The 19,104-nt window shown below is 72.2% G+C and carries 10 protein-coding genes and 1 pseudogene; 9 read left to right on the top strand and 2 right to left on the bottom strand.

The genetic code is table 11. The features are described 5' to 3' along the window. The first annotated feature begins 24 nt into the window (after positions 1-24). Genes ACULK4_RS11320 through ACULK4_RS11310 form a run of 3 tightly spaced genes read left to right on the top strand, consistent with a single transcriptional unit; the run spans position 25 to position 5,791 of the window. Positions 25-624 carry a TetR/AcrR family transcriptional regulator gene (locus ACULK4_RS11320; protein ID WP_445964521.1) on the top strand — a complete coding sequence of 200 codons (600 nt, stop codon included), beginning with the start codon at positions 25-27 and terminating at the stop codon, positions 622-624. Positions 625-635: 11 nt separating this feature from the next. Continuing rightward, complete coding sequence (locus ACULK4_RS11315; RefSeq protein WP_445964520.1) at positions 636-3,566, top strand: MMPL family transporter; 2,931 nt, start codon at positions 636-638, stop codon at positions 3,564-3,566. Further along, positions 3,563-5,791, top strand: a complete 2,229-nt coding sequence (locus ACULK4_RS11310; protein ID WP_445964519.1) for a YhgE/Pip family protein — start codon at positions 3,563-3,565, stop codon at positions 5,789-5,791. The genes ACULK4_RS11315 and ACULK4_RS11310 overlap by 4 nt, the downstream gene beginning before the upstream one ends. Positions 5,792-5,849: 58 nt before the next feature. On the opposite strand, the gene ACULK4_RS11305 is transcribed toward ACULK4_RS11310, so the two are convergent. After that, entirely contained in the window at positions 5,850-6,731 is an 882-nt protein-coding gene (locus ACULK4_RS11305) for a sugar phosphate isomerase/epimerase family protein (protein WP_445964518.1), read from the bottom strand. A 94-nt stretch (positions 6,732-6,825) separates the two neighbouring features. Here ACULK4_RS11305 and ACULK4_RS11300 point away from each other — a divergent pair, with 94 nt between their 5' ends. The 5 genes and pseudogenes from ACULK4_RS11300 to ilvC all read left to right on the top strand — a co-directional run bounded on the left by ACULK4_RS11300 (position 6,826) and on the right by ilvC (position 14,329). After that, the gene (locus ACULK4_RS11300; RefSeq protein WP_445964517.1) at positions 6,826-9,048 is read left to right on the top strand and encodes a bifunctional alpha,alpha-trehalose-phosphate synthase (UDP-forming)/trehalose-phosphatase; all 2,223 of its coding nucleotides are present in this window, start codon (positions 6,826-6,828) and stop codon (positions 9,046-9,048) included. Positions 9,049-9,160: 112 nt separating this feature from the next. Continuing rightward, complete coding sequence (gene ilvD, locus ACULK4_RS11295; RefSeq protein WP_445964516.1) at positions 9,161-10,855, top strand: dihydroxy-acid dehydratase; 1,695 nt, start codon at positions 9,161-9,163, stop codon at positions 10,853-10,855. Then, positions 10,839-12,710, top strand: a pseudogene (locus ACULK4_RS11290) (acetolactate synthase large subunit); the annotation flags it as partial. The gene ilvD and the pseudogene ACULK4_RS11290, both read left to right, overlap by 17 nt. A 2-nt stretch (positions 12,711-12,712) precedes the next feature. Further along, a complete protein-coding gene (gene ilvN, locus ACULK4_RS11285) occupies positions 12,713-13,222 on the top strand; it encodes an acetolactate synthase small subunit (protein ID WP_445964515.1) in 510 nt (169 codons plus the stop codon). Positions 13,223-13,300: 78 nt separating this feature from the next. Continuing rightward, a complete protein-coding gene (ilvC, locus tag ACULK4_RS11280) occupies positions 13,301-14,329 on the top strand; it encodes a ketol-acid reductoisomerase (protein WP_445964514.1) in 1,029 nt (342 codons plus the stop codon). 114 nt (positions 14,330-14,443) lie between these two features. Here ilvC and ACULK4_RS11275 read toward each other — a convergent pair whose 3' ends face one another. Then, positions 14,444-18,673, bottom strand: coding sequence for an nSTAND1 domain-containing NTPase (locus ACULK4_RS11275; protein WP_445964513.1), 4,230 nt, complete (start codon positions 18,671-18,673; stop codon positions 14,444-14,446). Between the two features lie 112 nt (positions 18,674-18,785). On the opposite strand from ACULK4_RS11275, the gene ACULK4_RS11270 reads away from it, so the two are divergent. Further along, positions 18,786-19,100 carry a hypothetical protein gene (locus ACULK4_RS11270; protein WP_445964512.1) on the top strand — a complete coding sequence of 105 codons (315 nt, stop codon included), beginning with the start codon at positions 18,786-18,788 and terminating at the stop codon, positions 19,098-19,100. Positions 19,101-19,104 lie beyond the last annotated feature (4 nt).

Here is a 19,104-nt window from a genome sequence, read left to right as displayed (position 1 = left end):
GATCGGTCAACTAGCGTGGGCGGCATGCCCACCGACGCCAAGGCACCCGCGCGCGCCCGCGCCGCCGACGAGCTCAAGCACGCCGCCCTCGAGCAGTTCGCGAGCGTCGGCTTCGCCGGCACCTCGCTGCAGCACATCGCCGACCACGCCGGCTACTCGAAGTCGAGCGTGCTCTACCACTACGCGTCGAAGGAGGCGCTGCTGGAGGCCGCGATCGAACCGGCCGTCGCCGAGTTCGAGGAACTCCTCGACGACTACCTCGCCGGGCGCGACCCGGGCCGCCGGCGCCGCCTGGTCGACCGCGTCGTCGACCTGCTGCTCGTGCACCGCGAGGCCGTGCACGTCTTCCTCATCCAGGGGCCGAGCCTCGCGGACCTGCCGATCATCGCCCGCGCGAACGCCGCGACCCGGCGCCTCGCCGCGGCGATCTGCGAGGAGCGCGAGAGCGTCGAGGAGCAGGTGCGCTTCGGCATCGCGCTCGGCGGCGCCGCGTTCCTGCTCACCGCCGGCCGCACGTTCGCCGACGACAGCGTCCAGCCCTCCGACGACGAGCTCCGAGCGGCGCTGCACGCCGTCCTGCCCGAGCTGCTCGCGCCCCCCGCCCGCCGCACCACGACCGACTGAAGGACCCGCACGTGGCTCTCCTCCTCCACCGCATCGGACGGTTCGCGTTCCGTCGCGCCTGGCTCGTCGTCATCGCCTGGGCCGTGGCGCTCGTCGCGCTCGTCGGCGGCGGCATCGGTCTCGGCGGCCAGCTCCAGGAGTCGTACGCGATCCCCGGCACCGAGTCGCAGGACGCGATCGACCAGCTCGCCGCCGTGTTCCCGCAGACGGCCGGCGCGTCGGCGAAGGCCGTCGTTGAGGCGCCCGACGGCGAGTCCGTCGGCGACGCCGCGCACCGCGACGCGATCGAGCGCATGGAGCGCGAGCTCGAGGGCGTCGACGGCGTCGCCAGCGTGCTCGGCCCGTTCGACGAGTACGCCGGCGACCAGGTCTCCGGCGACGAGCGCACCGCCTACATCCAGGTGCAGTTCGACGGGCAGGTGACGGATGTCACCGACGAGTCGATCGCCGCCGTCGTCGCCACCGGCGACATCGCGGCCGACGCGGGCCTCGAGGTCGCGTTCGGCGGCGAGGTGTTCCAGGAGACGACCTTCGGGCTCACGATCACCGAGGTGTTCGGCGTGCTGTTCGCGGGCGTGGTGCTGCTGATCACCTTCGGCTCGCTGCTCGCCGCGGGCATGCCGCTGCTCACCGCCATCGTCGGGGTGGGTACGACCTTCGGCGGCATCGCCGTCGTGTCGGCGTTCGCGACGGTCTCGAGCACCGCGCCCATGCTCGCGGTGATGATCGGGCTCGCGGTCGGCATCGACTACGCGCTGTTCATCCTCTCGCGGCACCGCACGCAGCTCGCTCGCGGCATGGACCCCGAGGAGAGCGCGGCCGAGGCGGTGGCCACCGCGGGCGGCGCGGTCGTGTTCGCGGGCCTCACCGTCATCATCGCGCTCCTCGGCCTCCTCGTCGTCGGAATCCCGTTCCTCAGCGTCATGGGCGTCGCGGCCGCGTTCGCGGTGCTCGTCGCCGTGATCGGCGCGACCACGCTCCTGCCGGCGCTGCTCGGCCTCGCGAAGGGCCGGCTCGCCCCGAAGCCCGGCAGCCGCGCCCACCGGCGTGCGGTCGCGGCCGACGAGGGCGGGAAGCCGACCCTCGGTCGCCGCTGGGTCGACACCGTGCTGAAGGCGCCCGTCGTCTTCGTGCTGCTGGTCGTCGGCCTGCTCGGCGCTGCGGCGATCCCCGCGGCGAGCCTCGACCTCAACCTGCCCGGCGGGCAGGGCGAGGCGGGATCGAGCCAGCGCGAGGCGTACGAGATGATCGAGGCCGGCTTCGGCCCCGGCTACAACGGCCCGCTCATCGTCACGGTCGACATCACGCAGACGACCGACATCTTCGAGGACCTCGACGCGATCGGCGAACGCCTCGCCGAGGTCGACGGCGTCGCCTACGTCGGCGAGGGGCTGCCGAACGAGACGGTCGACACCGCGATCATCCAGGTGATCCCGGAGAGCGGCCCCACCGACCCCGAGACCAAGCAGGTCGTCCAGGACATCCGCGCCCTCGGCGACGAGATCACGACCGCCTTCGGGACCCCGATCGCCGTCACGGGCTACACGGCCGTGTCGATCGACATCTCCCAGCGACTCACCGACGCGCTCATCCCGTTCGCGCTCATCGTCGTCGGGCTCTCGATCATCCTGCTGCTCATCGTGTTCCGGTCGGTGTTCGTGCCCGTCAAGGCCGCGCTCGGATTCCTGCTGTCGGCGTTCGGCGCGATCGGCCTCACGGTCGCGGTCTTCCAGTGGGGATGGCTCGCCGACCTCATGCACATCGAGCCGGGGCCCATCCTGAGCTTCCTCCCGATCCTGCTCATGGCCGTGCTGTTCGGCCTCGCCATGGACTACGAGGTGTTCCTCGTCTCGGGCATGCGCGAGGAGTTCGTGAAGACCGGCGAGCCGCGGTCGTCGATCGTGCACGGCTTCCAGCACGCGGCGCGCGTGGTCACGGCCGCCGCGCTCATCATGTTCTTCGTCTTCTTCGCGTTCGTGCCCGAGGGGACGGGCGTGATCAAGGGCATCGCCTTCGCGCTCGCGATCGGCGTCGCGTTCGACGCGTTCCTGGTGCGGATGACGCTGGTGCCCGCCGCGATGGCCCTCGCCGGCCGCCACGCGTGGTGGCTGCCGAGATGGCTCGCCCGGATCCTGCCCGACGTCGACATCGAGGGCGAGGGCCTGCGCGCCCACCTCGCCGAGTCCGAATGGGCCGCCGAGCACGGCGCCGACGTGCTCGCCGACCGCCTGCTCGTGGGCGACCCGGCCGACCCCGTCGGTCCGGTCACCATGGCCGTTCCGCGCGGCGGCGCGCTGCTCGTCCGCGGCGGCCCCGCCGAGCGGCGCCTGCTGTCGGCGACCATCGCGGGCCGTGTCCTGCCCGCCGGCGGGCGCCTTGCGGTGCTCGGCCTGCCACTGCCGACCGACGCGAACGCCGTCATGCGCCGGGTCGCGGTCGCCGAGACGTCGACGGATGCCGCACCCGCCCTCACCGCGGGCGATCTCGTCTCCCGCCGCGTCGACGCGACCCGCCCCTGGTACCGGCTCGGTTCGACGCGCGACGCGGTCGACGACGCGCTCGACGCCGCCAGCGCCGCCCGCGCGGTCGCCGACTCGAACGGCCGGCACGTCGACGGGCCGTTCACCGACTCGATCCCGTGGCCGACCGGCGCGATCGACCCGGGCACCCCGTTCGGCGAACTCGACCCGCTCGACCGCCTGCTCGTGGCCGCGGCCGCCGCGCTCGCCGAGGAACCGCGCGCGCTCGTGCTCGACCTCGATGCGGCATCCGCTTCGGACGCCCGCACCTGGCGCGCGCTCTCGCAGCTCGTGCCCGACGACGTCACGCTCGTCGCGACCGCACCGGCCCATGCCGACCCGACCCACGCCCGCGCCGCGTTCGACGTGCGCGGCATCCGCGAACTCGACCTCGCCGCCCGCCCCGAGGAGGCCCTCCGATGACCCGATCCGACGTCACCGCCGCGCTCGGCGGCACCACGCCGGCGATGCGCCGCGGGCGCCGCGCCGCGCTGCTCACGGCCGTGATCGCGGTGCCGCTCGCCGTCGCCGGACTCGTCGCCGCGGCGATCGGTGGCGCAGACGACCGCCTCGACGCCATTCCCGCGATCGTCGTGAACAACGACGAGATGGTCACCATGACCCTGCCCGACGGCGGGGAGCAGCCCGTGCTCGCGGGCCGACAGCTCGTCACCGAGCTGACCGGCGAGGGCGAGGCGGGCTTCGACTGGACCATCTCGAACGACGAGCAGGCCGCCGAGGCCCTCGCCGCGGGCGACGCGTACGCGGTGCTCACGATCCCCGCCGACTTCTCGCAGTCCGTCACGTCGCTCTCGGGGGACGCCCCCACGACGGCGGCGCTCGACATCCGCACCGACGACGCCCACGGCTACCTCGCCGGGACCGTCGCGACGACCGTCGGCGACGCGATCGCGAACACGTTCGGGCAGGAGCTCACGACCCAGTACCTCGAGGGCCTCTACGGCAACCTCATCCAGGTCGGCGGCGCGTTCGGCGAGGCCGCCGACGGTGCCGGGCAGCTCGCCGACGGCGCCGACTCCCTCGCGGGCGGTCTCGACCAGCTCGCGACCGGGATCGGCTCGGCGGCGGACGGCACGGCGGATGCCGCGGCGGGCGCCTCGGCGTTCGCGTCCGGCGTCGACCAGTACGCGTCCGGCGTCGAGCAGCTCGCGGGCGGCGTGTCGACCCTCGACGGACAGGCCGCATCGCTCGACGGGATCACGTCGGGCATCTCGCAGTACGTCGCCGGCGTGGCGGAGGCGGGCCAGGGCATCGACGGCGGCATCGCGCAGTACGTCGGCGGCGTCGGCACCGCCGGCTCGGGCGTCGACTCGGGCATCGGAGCCTATGTCGACGGCGTCGGGACCGCCGGCGAGGGCGTCACGGGCGGCACCGCGCAGTACGTCGCCGGGATCGCGCAGCTCGCCGACGGCGGCGACCTGCTCGCCTCGTCGATCGCCGATCCCGCCACGCGGGCGGCGGTGGAGGCGTACGTTGCTCAGGTGCGCGCCGCGGCGGACGGCGGCGGCGTCCTCGTCGCCGAGACCGGCGGCGCGTTCGACCAGCTCGTCGCAGGCGGCGGGCAGCTGCGCACCGAGGTCTCGGGCGGCTTCTCGGAGCTCGTCGCGGGCGGCGAGGCGCTCCGCAGCGGGACGGCCGGCGGATTCGACGAGCTCGCGGCGGGTGGATCCCAGCTCGTGGCCGGCACGGGCTCGGGGGTCGACGGACTCCAGTCCGGCATCTCGCAGCTCGCGAGCGGTGCGAACCAGGCGGCCGCGGGGTCGCCCGGCATCCGCGACGGCGCGTACGGCCTGGCATCGGGCGTGGACGGCATCGCGGGCGGTCTCACCCAGCTGGAGTCCGGTGTCGCGTCCTCGGCGGATGGCGCCGCAGAGCTCGCCGACGGCACGGGCGAGCTCGCCGACGGTCTCGCGGAGGGCGCGGAGGGGTCGTCGTCGCTGACCGACCTCGACCCGGAGGAGACCGCGTCGGTCGTCGCCGAGCCGGTCACGATGGCCGCCGAGCGCGACAACGCGATCGACTCGCTCGGCCAGGTCATCGCGATGCTGCTCGCGCCCATCGGCCTGTGGCTCGGCGCGATGGCGCTGTTCCTCGTGTTCCGTCCGTTCGGACGGGAGGCGCTCGCGAGCACGGCATCGACCGGGAGCCTCGTTGCGCGCACCCTCTTCCGCGGCTCGCTCATCGGGCTCGCGCAGGCCGCGCTCGTCGTGCTCCTCATGCACACGGCGCTCGGTGTCGACTGGACACTGCTGCCGCAGACGCTCGCGTTCTCGGCGCTGCTCGCGGTCGCGTTCACCGCGATCCACGCGTTCCTCAGCGCCTGGCTCGGGCGCGCCGGCACCATCGTGTCGCTCGTGCTCGTCGTGCTCCAGCTCGCGGCGTCCGGCGGGCTCTACCCGCTCGAGATCGTGAGCGGCCCGTTCCAGGCGATCAGCCCGTTCCTGCCGCTGACCTGGGCCGTGCAGGGCATGCAGCTGATCGTGAGCGGAGCGGGCGGCGCCGCCGTGCTCGGCGCGGCGGCGGTCGTGGCGCTGTTCGGGGTGCTCGCAGCGATCGGCACCGCGTTCACGGTGGCGCGTCGCCGCGGCATCCGCTCGGTCGGCGCCCCGGTGCCGGCGACCGCCTGAGGCGCGTCAGCACCAGTCGCGCGACCCGGTCGCCCCGCGGGGCCGCCGGGTCGCGGCGTCAGCGCTGGTGGGGGAGGATCGCGTCGATCGCGTCCTTCACCCGGCGCAGCGGCGACTCGGGCGCCGGCGACTCGGGTTCGGGGACCGCGGCGACCGCGGTGTGCTCGCGAGCGAACGCGAGCGTCTCGCGCAGCAGCTCGAGCCGCTCCTCCTCGGTCTTCGCCTTTCGGGTGTTGATCTCGGCGACGACCGAGCCGTCCCACCCGCGTTCGGCCAGCCAGCGCAGCGTCTCGGCGACGGGCTGGTTGCCGCGGCCGGGCAGCAGGTGCTCGTCGAAGATCTGGCCCTCGCCGATCGCGCCCGTGCCGTCGCACAGGTGGACGTGGCGCAGTCGGTCGCCGAGGTCCTTCGCGTACTCGAGGCTGTCGATGCCCGAGAGCGCCGCGTGCGAGAAGTCGAGCGTCACCGCGTCGCAGTCCATGTCGCGCGGATCCCATCCGGGCGCGTACGCCTTCATGTTCCGGCCGGCGGCGCGCCACGGGAACATGTTCTCGACCGCGATCTCGACGCCGTGCGTTCCGGAGAACTCGCGGACGGCGGGCAGGAACTCGCGCGCGTACGTCGACTGCCACCGGAACGGCGGGTGCACGACGACGGCGTCGGCACCGACTGCGGCCGCGAGCTCGGCGGTGCGGTCGAGCTTCACGCGCGGGTCGCGCCCCCAGACGAAGTGGGTGAGCAGCAGGACGGGCGCGTGGATGGAGAGGATGGGCAGCTCCCAGCGCTCGGACATCTCGTTCAGGCCCTCGGCGATCTGCGTGGTGAGCTCTTGCGTCACCATGATCTCGATGCCGTCGAACCCGGCCTCCTTCGCGTAACGGAAGGCGTGCTCGGGTTCGAGTGGGTACACACAGGTGGTGCTCATACCGATGCGGATCATTGCAGCGAAGTCTATCCCCGGCGGCTGTGCGCAGGGTGGGGACTTCCGGCCCCTGTTAGCCTGAAACGGAGCAGTCCGAGGAGGACCCGACGCCGTGAAGCCCGATCCCCAGACCGACGACCTGTTCCCCGACGCCGCCTACGACATGGTCGTGGTGTCGAACCGCCTCCCAGTCGACTACGTGGGCGGCGAGGGGGCCGACACGCGGTGGAAGGGCTCGCCCGGCGGGCTCGTCACCGCGCTCGAACCGGTCATGCGCGCCAACGACGGCGCCTGGGTCGGATGGACCGGCGTCGCCGACCGCGAGTTCGACCCGTTCGAGCACGACGGCATCTCGATCATCCCCGTGCCGCTGTCGGCCGACGAGGTCGAGGAGTACTACGAGGGCTTCTCCAACGACACGTTGTGGCCGCTCTACCACGACGTCATCGCGCCGCCGCAGTTCCACCGGGAGTGGTGGGACGCGTACGTGCGCGTCAACCGACGGTTCGCCGAGGCGGCCGCGCGCGCCGCCGGCGAGGGCGCCGTCGTGTGGGTGCAGGACTACCAGCTGCAGCTCGTCCCGCGGATGCTGCGCGAGAGCCGCCCCGACCTCGTCATCGGCTTCTTCAATCACATCCCGTTCCCCGCGTACGGCATCTACTCGCAGCTGCCGTGGCGCCGCCAGGTGGTCGACGGCCTCCTCGGCGCCGACGTCATCGGCTTCCAGCGGGCGGCGGACGCAGGCAACTTCTCCCGAGCGGTGCGCCGACTCTTCGGCCACCGCACTCGCGGCACCGTCATCGAGGTCCCCGAGCACGACGGCGACGTCCGGCACGTCGTCGCGCGCCACTTCCCGATCTCGATCGATGCGGCCGCATTCGAGCAGCTGGCCCGCAAGCCCGAAGTGCAGGAGCGCGCCCGCCAGATCCGCCGGAGCCTCGGCGATCCCGACGTGGTGATGCTCGGCGTCGACCGGCTCGACTACACCAAGGGCATCCGCCACCGGATCAAGGCGTTCGGCGAGCTCCTGCGCGACGGCCGCCTCACGGTCGAGCAGGCCACGCTCGTCCAGGTGGCCAGCCCGTCGCGCGAGCGCGTCGCCACCTACCGGCAGCTGCGCGACGAGATCGAGCTGCTCGTCGGGCGCCTCAACGGCGACCACTCGACGCTCGGGCACGCGGCGATCTCGTACCTGCACCACGGTTATCCGCGCGAGGAGATGGCGGCGCTGTACCTCGCCGCCGACGTCATGCTGGTCACCGCGCTCCGCGACGGCATGAACCTCGTCGCCAAGGAATACGTCGCGTCCCGCTTCGACGACGACGGCGTGCTGCTGCTCAGCGAGTTCACCGGCGCGTCCGACGAGCTGCGCCAGGCGATCCTCGTGAACCCGCACGACATCGAGGGGCTCAAGGACGCCATGGTCGAGGCGACGCAGATCCCCAAGCGCGAACGGGCGCGCCGCATGCGCGCCCTGCGCAAGCGGGTGAAGGACAACGACGTCGCCAACTGGTCGGCGACCTTCCTCGAGACGCTGACCGGGACCGGCAAGATCCAGCCGGGCGTGCCGGACCCGCTGCGGAGCGCGATCATCCGGATCGCCGAGGTCGAACGGATGCTCGTCGCGCTCGACTTCGACGGCACCCTCGCGCCGCTCGTCGACCGGCCGGAGGACGCCCGCGCCACGGCGCGCGCCCGCGCGGCCATCGAGCGGATGTCGGAGCACGAGGACACGCGCGTCGCGCTCGTGTCGGGCCGCGCGCTCGACAGCCTGAAGGACGTCGCGTCGCCGCCGGTCGCCGCCCTCCTCAGCGGTTCGCACGGCGTGGAGCTCCAACTCGACGGCGGCGGCGTCACGATCGACCTGCGCGAGAACGAGCTCACGAGCCTCGAGCGGCTCATCGAGATCGTGGAGGAGGCGGCATCCAGTGCCGACGGCGCCTGGGTCGAGCGCAAGCCCGCGGGCATCGCGTTGCACACCCGCAAGCTCGGCGCGACGGCCGGTGCGGCCCTGCAGCGCGAGGCGCGCGACCGCGTCGAGCGCGCGCTGCCCGGGCTCTCGACGCGCGGCGGCAAGAACGTGCTCGAGTTCGCGGTGCGCGCGAGCGACAAGGGCGAGGCCCTCACCCGTCTGCGGCAGCACGCCGGGGCCGACGCGGTGCTCTACGTCGGCGATGACGTGACCGATGAAGACGCCTTCGCGACCCTCGAGACCGACGACGTCGGCGTGAAGGTCGGCCAGGGCAAGTCGCTCGCAGCGTACCGGCTCCGCGGACCCGACGACGTCGCCGAGCTGCTCGAACTGCTGGCCGACGCACGCGACGCCTCCCGCTGACGGGCCGCGCCCGCGGCATCCGTCACGCCCTTCGACACGACGGCGAACGGATGCCGCTGCGCCTGCCGACGCCGCGGCGAAACCCGCCGCCACGCCGCCGTAGACTCGACCCATGTCGGAGATCGATCCCAAGCCCCGCAGTCGCGTCGTCACGGATGGCATCGAGGCCACCACGAGCCGAGGCATGCTCCGTGCCGTGGGCATGGGCGATGCGGACTGGGACAAGCCGCAGGTCGGCATCGCGAGCTCGTGGAACGAGATCACGCCGTGCAACCTCTCGCTCGGCCGCCTCGCGCAGGCCGCGAAGGAGGGCGTGCACGCCGGCGGCGGCTACCCGCTGCAGTTCGGCACCGTTTCGGTCTCCGACGGCATCTCGATGGGCCACGAGGGCATGCACTTCTCGCTCGTCTCGCGCGAGGTCATCGCCGACTCGGTCGAGGTCGTCATGCAGGCCGAGCGCCTCGACGGTTCGGTGCTGCTCGCCGGGTGCGACAAGTCGATCCCCGGCATGCTCATGGCGGCCGCGCGCCTCGACCTCGCCTCGGTCTTCCTCTACGCCGGCTCGATCGCGCCCGGCTGGGTCCGGCTGTCCGACGGCACCGAGAAGGACATCACGATCATCGACTCGTTCGAGGCCGTCGGCGCCGTCAAGGCGGGCAAGATGAGCGAGGAGGATGCGAAGCGCATCGAGTGCGCGTTCGCTCCCGGCGAGGGTGCCTGCGGCGGCATGTACACCGCCAACACCATGGCCTCGGTCGCCGAGGCGCTCGGCCTCTCGCTTCCCGGCTCGGCGTCGCCCGCCTCGGCCGACCGCCGCCGCGACTACTACGCGCACCGTTCGGGCGAAGCCGTCGTCAGCCTGCTGGAGAAGGGGATCACGGCCCGGCGGATCCTCACCAAGAAGGCGTTCGAGAACGCGATCGCGGTCGGGATGGCGCTCGGGGGTTCGACCAACATCGTGCTGCACCTGCTCGCGATCGCCCGCGAGGCCGACGTGGAGCTCACCCTCGACGACTTCAACCGCATCGGCTCGAAGGTGCCGCACATCGGCGACCTCAAGCCGTTCGGCAGGTACGTGATGAATGACGTCGACCGTCGCGGCGGCCTGCCCGTGCTCATGAAGGCGCTGCTCGACGCGGGCCTCATGCACGGTGACGCGCTCACGGTCACCGGGAAGACGCTGGCCGAGAACCTCGCCGAGATGGACATCGCGCCGCTCGACGGCGAGGTGCTTCGCACGCTCGACAACCCCATCCACGAGACCGGCGGGCTCACGATCCTGCACGGTTCGCTCGCCCCCGAGGGTGCGGTCGTCAAGACCGCCGGGTTCGACGCCGCGACCTTCGAGGGACCGGCCCGGGTGTTCGAGCGCGAGCGCGCCGCGATGGACGCGCTCACGGCCGGCGAGATCACCCACGGCGACGTCGTCGTCATCCGCTACGAGGGCCCCAAGGGCGGTCCCGGCATGCGCGAGATGCTCGCGATCACCGCGGCCATCAAGGGCGCTGGGCTCGGAAAAGATGTACTACTCTTGACGGACGGTCGATTCTCAGGCGGCACAACCGGCCTGTGCATCGGCCACATAGCACCCGAGGCGGTGGACGCTGGTCCGATCGCCTTCGTGCGCGATGGTGATCTGATTCGGGTCGATATCGCGGCTCGTTCCATCGACCTACTGGTCGACGAGGCCGAGCTGGCAGCCCGCCGCGACGGCTGGGCTCCGCTTCCTCCGCGCTACACCCGAGGCGTCCTCGCGAAGTACTCCAAGCTCGTGCGCTCCGCAGCCGAAGGCGCGACCACGGGCTGAGGCTCCTGCCTGTCCCGAACACCACCGCACCATGAACAGGAATCGAATGACCACGGAAGCCAGTCCCGTGCCATCGCCCGCCAGCCTGTCGCAGTCGCAGAGCGGCCCCGAGATGCTCACCGGAGCCGAGGCGGTCGTCCGCTCGCTCGAACTGCTCGGCATCACCGACGTCTTCGGCCTGCCCGGCGGCGCGATCCTGCCGGTCTACGACCCGCTGCTCGACAGCCGCAAGCTCCGACACATCCTCGTCCGACACGAGCAGGGCGCGGGGCACGCCGCCGAGGGTTACGCGTCATCGTCGGGCAGGCTCGGCGTCGCGATCGCGACGTCCGGACCCGGCGCGACGAACCTCGTGACCGCGATCGCCGACGCGCACATGGACTCGGTGCCGCTTCTCGCCATCACCGGGCAGGTGTTCTCGAACCTCATGGGCACCGACGCGTTCCAGGAGGCCGACATCGTCGGCATCACGATGCCGATCACCAAGCACTCGTTCCTCGTGAAGACGCCCGAGGAGATCCCGGCGACCATCGCGGCCGCGGTGCACATCGCGACGACCGGCCGCCCCGGCCCGGTGCTCGTCGACATCACGAAGGACGCGCAGCAGGCGAAGAGCGCGTTCGAGTGGCCGCCGAAGATGGACCTGCCGGGCTACCGGCCGATCACGAAGGCGCACGGCAAGCAGGTGCTCGCCGCGGCGCAGCTCATCGCCGAGGCGAAGCGCCCGGTGCTCTACGTCGGCGGCGGCATCATCCGCGCTCGCGCAGCCGAGGAGCTGAAGGCGTTCGCCGAGGCGACCGGCGCCCCGGTCGTGACCACGCTGATGGCGCGGGGCGCGTTCCCCGACTCGCACCCGCAGCACCTCGGCATGCCGGGCATGCACGGCACCGTCCCCGCGGTGCTGGCGCTGCAGGAGGCCGACCTGCTCGTCGCGCTCGGCGCGCGCTTCGACGACCGCGTCACCGGCAAGGCCGCGCTGTTCGCCCCTGAGGCGAAGGTCGTGCACGTCGACATCGACCCGGCCGAGATCGGCAAGATCCGCGCGGCCGAGGTGCCCATCGTGGGTGACGCGAAGGACGTGCTCGTCGACCTGCTCGCCGCGTACCGCGAGGTCGTCAAGCAGACCACGCCCGACATCGCTGACTGGTGGTCGACGCTCGACGGGCTGCGCTCCGAGTTCCCGCTCGGCTACACCCAGCCCTCCGACGGGCTGCTCGCGCCGCAGTACGTGATCCAGCGCATCGGCGAGCTCACGGGGCCCGAAGGCGTGTACGCGGCCGGCGTCGGCCAGCACCAGATGTGGGCGGCGCAGTTCATCAAGTACGAGCGGCCGAACGCCTGGCTGAACTCCGGCGGCGCCGGCACCATGGGCTACGCGGTCCCCGCGGCCATGGGCGCCAAAGTCGCCGAGCCGCAGCGTACGGTGTGGGCGATCGACGGCGACGGCTGCTTCCAGATGACCAACCAGGAACTCGCGACCTGCACGCTCAACGACATCCCGATCAAGGTCGCGGTCATCAACAACTCCTCGCTCGGCATGGTGCGCCAGTGGCAGACGCTGTTCTACGACGGCCGGTACTCCAACACCGACCTGAACACCGGTCACGACACCGCGCGCGTGCCCGACTTCGTGAAGATGGCCGAGGCGTACGGCGCCCTCGGCATCCGGGTGACGAAGGAGGAGGAGGTCGACGCCGCGATCAAGCTCGCGCTCGAGACGAACGACCGCCCGGTCGTGATCGACTTCGTCGTCTCCGCCGATGCCATGGTGTGGCCGATGGTCCCGCAGGGCGTCTCCAACTCCTACGTCCAGTACGCCCGCGACCACTCGCCGGCCTTCAGCCAGGAGGACTGAACATGTCGACCCACGTGCTCTCCCTCCTCGTCGAGGACAAGCCCGGCCTGCTGACCCGCGTCGCGGGGCTCTTCTCGCGCCGCGGCTTCAACATCGAGTCGCTCGCGGTCGGTCACTCCGAGATCGACGGCCTCTCGCGCATCACCGTCGTGGTCGATGTCGAAGACCTTCCGCTCGAACAGGTCACGAAGCAGCTCAACAAGCTCGTGAACGTGCTGAAGATCGTCGAGCTCGATCCCGCCCAGTCGGTGCAGCGCGAGCACCTGCTCATCAAGGTCCGCGTCGACAACACGACGCGCTCCGCGGTGCTCGAGGCGGTCAATCTCTTCCGCGCGCGCGTCGTCGACGTGTCGACCGACGCGCTGGTGATCGAGGTCACGGGCGACTCCGGCAAGACCACCGCGCTCCTGCGCGTCCTGGAGCCGTACGGCATCAAGGAGATCGCCCAGTCGGGCCTCCTCGCCATCGGCCGCGGCGGCAAGTCGATCACCGAGCGCGTCTACAAGAACTGACCGAACGTGCGGGTCGAGGAGCGCGGAGCGCGTCCGGAGACCCGGCACACCGAACCACCACGAGGAGAAAGACAGCACATGGCTGAGATCTACTACGACAAGGACGCCGACCTCACGCTCATCCAGGGCAAGAAGGTCGCGGTCATCGGCTACGGCTCGCAGGGTCACGCGCACGCGCAGAACCTCCGTGACTCGGGCGTCGAGGTCGTCATCGGCCTCAAGGAGGGCTCGAAGTCGACGGCGAAGGCCGAGGAGGCCGGGTTCGAGGTCAAGAGCGTGGCGGATGCCGCGGCGTGGGCCGACGTCATCGTGATCCTCGCGCCCGACCAGTTCCAGCGCCACATCTACGCCGAGTCGGTCAAGGACAACCTCGCCGAGGGCAAGACACTCGTGTTCGGCCACGGCTTCAACGTCCGCTTCGGCTACATCGAGGCGCCCGAGGGCGTCGACGTGATCCTCGTCGCGCCGAAGGCCCCGGGCCACACGGTGCGCCGCGAGTTCGTCGCCGGTCGCGGCATCCCCGACATCATCGCGGTCGAGCAGGACGCCTCGGGCACCGCGTGGGACCTCGCCAAGTCGTACGCCAAGGCCATCGGCGGCACCCGTGCCGGCGTCATCAAGACCACGTTCACGGAGGAGACCGAGACCGACCTGTTCGGCGAGCAGGCCGTGCTCTGCGGCGGCGTCTCGCAGCTCGTGCAGTACGGCTTCGAGACCCTCACCGAGGCCGGCTACCAGCCCGAGATCGCCTACTTCGAGGTGCTCCACGAGCTCAAGCTCATCGTCGACCTCATGTGGGAGGGCGGCATCTCCAAGCAGCGCTGGTCGGTCTCCGACACGGCCGAGTACGGCGACTACGTCTCCGGCCCGCGCGTCATCGACGAGCACGTCAAGGAGAACATGAAGGCCGTCCTCGCCGACATCCAGTCCGGCGCGTTCGCCAAGCGCTTCATCGACGACCAGGACAACGGAGCCAAGGAGTTCCTCGAGCTGCGCGAGAAGGGCCAGGGCCACCCGATCGAGACCACGGGCCGCGAGCTCCGCAAGCTCTTCGCCTGGACCCAGGTCGACGAGGACGACTACGTCGACGGCGAGGTCGCCCGCTGACCCCACTGGTGGTCGAGTAGCGCCCGCCGGAGCGGACGCGCATCGAGGCCCTCGCCCACACCCGCGGCGGGGTCGGCTCAGGCCGGCCCCGCCGTCGGCGTTCCCGGGGGCGGCTCAGTCGGTGAATCCACAGGTGCTCCGCGGCTCGCCGAGTTGCGGGAGGTATCGTCGCCACTCCGCTTCGCTGAGGTCGCGCCCGGCGAGGCGGCACACGGCGTCGAACTGCCGATCGGGGTCGAGGTTCCAGACGACCACGCCCTCTCGTGTCGAGACCGCGAGCTCGCGGCCGTCGGGGCGGATCGCGGCCGGCATGACCGCGCGTCCGCCGCTGCGGAACGGCTCGCCGATCGCCTCGCCGCTCGCCGTGTCGTACGCGATCGCCGTCCCGCCGGGAAGCGTCACGACGACGGTGGCGCCCTCCGCGTCGAACGACGGCGGGGAGACGCCCGTCTCGGCTCCGGAGACGACCACTCCGCGGAGCGTGTCCGGACGGTACCGCCCGATGCCGTGGTCCCCGATGCCGAGCAGCTCGTCGTTCGGCATGACGACGTGGGCGCGCAGCGCGAGGAGCTGATCGGAACGCACCGCGTGATTCGCGGGGGAGACGACGGCGACTCGGAGGGGCGCCTGCGGGAGGGGCTCTTCCGGACCGATCTCGCGACGGCGGACGTCGGGAAGGTAGCTGACCGCCATTGGGTCCCCGTCCGGCGCCGACGAGACCCACACGGGAAACCCGTCCACCCTCCACGTCGACCCCTCCGGCATCCCGGATTCCGGGTCGATCGCTCGCATCCGTCCATCGGTGCGGACCGCGAGCAGCGTCTCGCCGCCGTGGATCGGCCAGACGGTCACGACGCCCCACAGCTCCTCGCCCACCTGTGATCCCGTCCGGGAGTCGTAGATCCGGAACAGGTCGTCGGCGGCCGAGCGTGCATACACACGACCGTCCCTGACCCATCCCGCCTCGACGACGGGGTCCACGAATCGGTGCACGATCGAACCCGATCGAGTGTCGACGACCACTGCCTCGTACTGCGGATCCCAGAGCTCGCCCTGCGCGTGTGCCGGGGTCATCAACAGCATCGAGTCATCGTGGGCGTAGGGACCGAGCACTTCCCAGCCCGGTGCGAGCAGCCGGTGGGCCGGACCGTCGCCGTCGATCCGCCACCGGGTGATGATCGGTCGGTCGACGCTCATGGCGGCGAGACCGGTTCCGTCCTCGCTGACGGCGAGTGGACCGGCATCGGAAGGTCCGCGGAATTCCTCCGACTGGAGGAACGCACCCGAGCCGAGCTCGATGGCCGTCGTCACGCCGAGGCGGCTGTTGCAGTACACGCGGGACTGCGGTTCCGACACGGCGACCCAGTTGCACGATCCGAGATCTCCCGATGGCAGGTCCGCGGCCCACCGCACCTGGCCGGCGGCGACCTCGAGGGCGATGACCGCGCGGTCACCGGAGGCGATGACGGTTCCCGAGGGCGCGACCGCCATGTCGACGTGCGCCGAGGACGGCGGCACCGCGATCCGGGACAGCACGGTCGCCGAGACGGGGTCGATCACGTCGATCCGATCGTCGAGCCGGCCGACGAGCAGTCGTCCCTCGGCGTCGAAGGCGACTGCCGCGGCGTAGGAGTCACGGTCGAGCGGAGTCGTGCGCTGCCCTGCGACGGGACGGACGACGGCCCCATCCGTCGAGACGAGCGTGACGGCGCCGTCGCGCGCATCGGCCACGGCGATGAGGGACCCGTCGCCGTTCACCGCCAGAGCACCGCTGCCCGCACCGAGGCGGATGGGGTCCGACACGCGCTGGCCGCGAACGAGGTCGAACGCCACGAGCACCGACGTCGCGGACGTCCCGTACCAGGTGATGGGGCTGTCCTGCGTCCTGGACGGCCACAAGACGGCACCGATCCGACCGTCGGCGCTGACCTCGACGAGAGGCCAGGGCCTGGGCGGCCCGGGTTCGAACCCGAGCTCGAGCGAGTCGACCGGCTGGCCGGTGGCGACGTCGCGGACCGACGCACGGCCGTCGGATGTCACCACGAGGGCGCGCCCGGTGCCGGGGATGAGCGAGCCGTACGTGCTGCCCTCCGTCTCGAGCGTGGTCCTCCCCACCAGCCCTCCCGCCGCTTGGAGCACGCTCATGAGACCGGACCGGGTGCGCGCATCGCCGGGCCAGCGCCGGTACGCCTCGGCGGCGAGCAGCGCGGAGATGTCGCGCTCGGTCGTCCGAAGGGCGAGGGCCGTCGCGACCATGGCCTCGACGGTCGCCTCGTCGCGCTGGGCGCTCGCCTCCATCGAGGTGAGCACGGCAGTCGATCCGGCTCCCACGAGGAGCACGATGAGCGAAGCCGCGACGCCGAGGAGCGCCCTGAGCCGCCGGTTCTGCCGCCGATCCCGATCGGCGCGTGCCAGCAGCTCGATCCGCTCGGCATCGGCTCGCGCAGCCGAGGCGTCGAGGAAGTCGGCCTCGACCCGCGTGAGATCGCCGGGCGCGGCATCCCGTCGTTCGAGCGCCGCATCGAGCCGGGCGCCACGGAACAGTTCGTCCTCGGGGCGGCCGGCCTCGTCCCATGCTTCGGCGGCGGCCGTGATGCCGGCGAGGACCCGCGCGGCATCCGCGTCCTGCTGAAGCCAGTCGCGCAGCCTCGGCCACGCTTCGGCGAGGGCTTCGTGGGCGATCGCGACCGACTCGGCGTCCGCGGTGACGAGCCGTGCGCTGGTGAGCAGTCCGAGCACGCCAGCCCGCGCCGTATCCGCTCGCAGGGGCCCGGCGGCAGCGCGCCGCCGCAGCGGCGCTCCGTCGGGGCCGAGTTCGACGAGCCGGAGCATGAGCGATCGGCAATGATCGCGCGCCGCGCCGTCGAGCGACTCGTAGAGCCGTTCAGCGGACTGCGCGATGGCGCCCGAGATGCCGCCCGATGCCTCGTATCCGGCGACCGTGAGCGTCCCGCCCTCGCGACGGATCCACGTCTCGACGAGAGTGTGCGCGAGCAGGGGGAGAGCCCCGGGAGCCCCGGTGGCGTCGCGCAGCATCAGCTCGGTGAGCCCGGGCTCGAGGCGCAGTCCGGCGCGCCGTGCGGGCTGCTCGATCGCGTCACGGAGCGACTCGCGGCCCATGGGACCCACGAGGTGCACCCCGTCCGCCATGAGCGGACCGAGATCGTCGAGCGCGGCGCACCGATCGAGGAAGTCCGAGCGGACCACGAGGATCACGGCGACGCCGGCGAAGGACGCCTCCGCGATCGCCGCGGCCGTGCCGTCCGGATCCGCGCCGCGCGCGTGGAAGACCTCTTCGAACTGGTCGATCACCAGCACGGTCCGGTCTCGGCCGTGGTCGAACGCGCCTCGGATGCGGCGGTCGAGGTCCGCGGTCGGCAGCAGCACCTCGACTCGGTCGCCGCGCCGACGGAGGACCGGCACGACCCCGGCGAGCACGAGCGAGGACTTCCCGCTTCCCGACGCTCCCGACACCGCGAGGAACGGGGCCCGCGCCAGCCGGGCGAGTGCGGCCCGGACGTCGGCGTCGCGGCCGAAGAAGTGCTCCTCGTCACCGGCCCCGAACGACCGCAGTCCGGGATAGGGGCAATCGGCGCTCGGGGCGGCGACGGCCGGCGCCGGCCGCAGCGACGGATCGTGCCGGAGGATCGAGAGCTCGAGCGCGGTCAGTTCCTCGCCCGGCTCGACTCCGAGTTCCTCGTCGAGCCGCTCCCGCGCGGCGCGCACGGCGGCGAGCGCGTCCGCCTGGCGGTCGCTGCGGTAGAGCGCCGTCGCGAGCATCGTCCAGCGGCGCTCGCGGAGCGGCGCCTCGCGCACCATCGTCTCGGCGATGGGCACGGCCGCCGCGTGGCGCCCGGCTCGCAGCCATGCGTCGAGCCGGACCTCCTCCAGGTGCATGCGTGCCTCGTCGAGACGCGCTGCTTCGGCGGCCGCAGGCAGCCAGCCGGAGAGCTCCACGAACGGGGTGCCGTGCCACAGCGCCAGTGCGCGGTCGGCCGCGTCGATACCGCGGACGGGGTCGCCGTCGGCGAGGTGCTCGCGGGCGGCCGCGGCGAGCGTCTCGAACCGGTGCGTGTCGATCGCCTCCGTGTCGACGCGCAGCTCGTATCCGTCGTCGACGGTCTCGATCGCGGTTCGCCCGACGGCCTTCCGCACGAGGCCGATCGCGGCCTGCACCTGCTTCTGCCAGGTGGCCGGCCGGTCGTCGCCCCAGACCGCCGACGCGATCTCGTCCGCCGACACGGGCTGCCCGTTCCGGAGGACGAGCACGGCGAGCACCATGCGTTCGCGCAGGTTGAGCGCGGCGTCGTGGATGCGGAGCGGGCCGAGGACCCGGATGCCCATACCCGCAGTGTCCTCTCGCGCCCGCGGTTGGTCAATGCGCGGGCGAGAGCCGGAATACCGCCGGAATACCGCGGCATGCCGGGACGGTACCGCGGCGACGCACGGTGGTGGCATGGAACACGCACACACCTTCACCGTTCGCCTCGCCGCGTCGACCATCCTGGTCGGTCTCGCGGCGACACTCGCCGGCTGCGCGACGCCTGCGTCGACGGCCGGCGGGCCCGTCCGCGTCTCCACCGAGGCGCATCTCGACATGTCCCGCCAGTCGGCCGATCTGTACGTCGCGGGCCTCGTGGCCCGGGCCCGAGCCGTCGCCGCGCAGGACCCGCACCGGCAGCAACTGCAGGCACAGGTCGAACGCTACGTCGCCGAGCTCATCCGCAAGGCGCGCGCCGCCCGGGACGGAGCCGACGCCGCCGGCGACTGAGCCG

This window comes from Agromyces selenitireducens (genome assembly GCF_052748465.2).
The sequence above is the reverse complement of the archived record's forward strand: the minus strand, read 5'-3'. Positions and strand labels throughout refer to the sequence as shown.

Coding starts and splice junctions, on each gene's coding strand:
- ACULK4_RS11320 (WP_445964521.1), top strand. CDS start 25: ATGCCCACCGACGCCAAGGCACCCGCGCGCGCCCGCGCCGCCGACGAG.
- ACULK4_RS11310 (WP_445964519.1), top strand. CDS start 3,563: ATGACCCGATCCGACGTCACCGCCGCGCTCGGCGGCACCACGCCGGCG.
- ACULK4_RS11305 (WP_445964518.1), bottom strand. CDS start 6,731: ATGATCCGCATCGGTATGAGCACCACCTGTGTGTACCCACTCGAACCC.
- ilvD (WP_445964516.1), top strand. CDS start 9,161: ATGTCGGAGATCGATCCCAAGCCCCGCAGTCGCGTCGTCACGGATGGC.
- ilvN (WP_445964515.1), top strand. CDS start 12,713: ATGTCGACCCACGTGCTCTCCCTCCTCGTCGAGGACAAGCCCGGCCTG.
- ilvC (WP_445964514.1), top strand. CDS start 13,301: ATGGCTGAGATCTACTACGACAAGGACGCCGACCTCACGCTCATCCAG.
- ACULK4_RS11275 (WP_445964513.1), bottom strand. CDS start 18,673: ATGGGCATCCGGGTCCTCGGCCCGCTCCGCATCCACGACGCCGCGCTC.
- ACULK4_RS11270 (WP_445964512.1), top strand. CDS start 18,786: ATGGAACACGCACACACCTTCACCGTTCGCCTCGCCGCGTCGACCATC.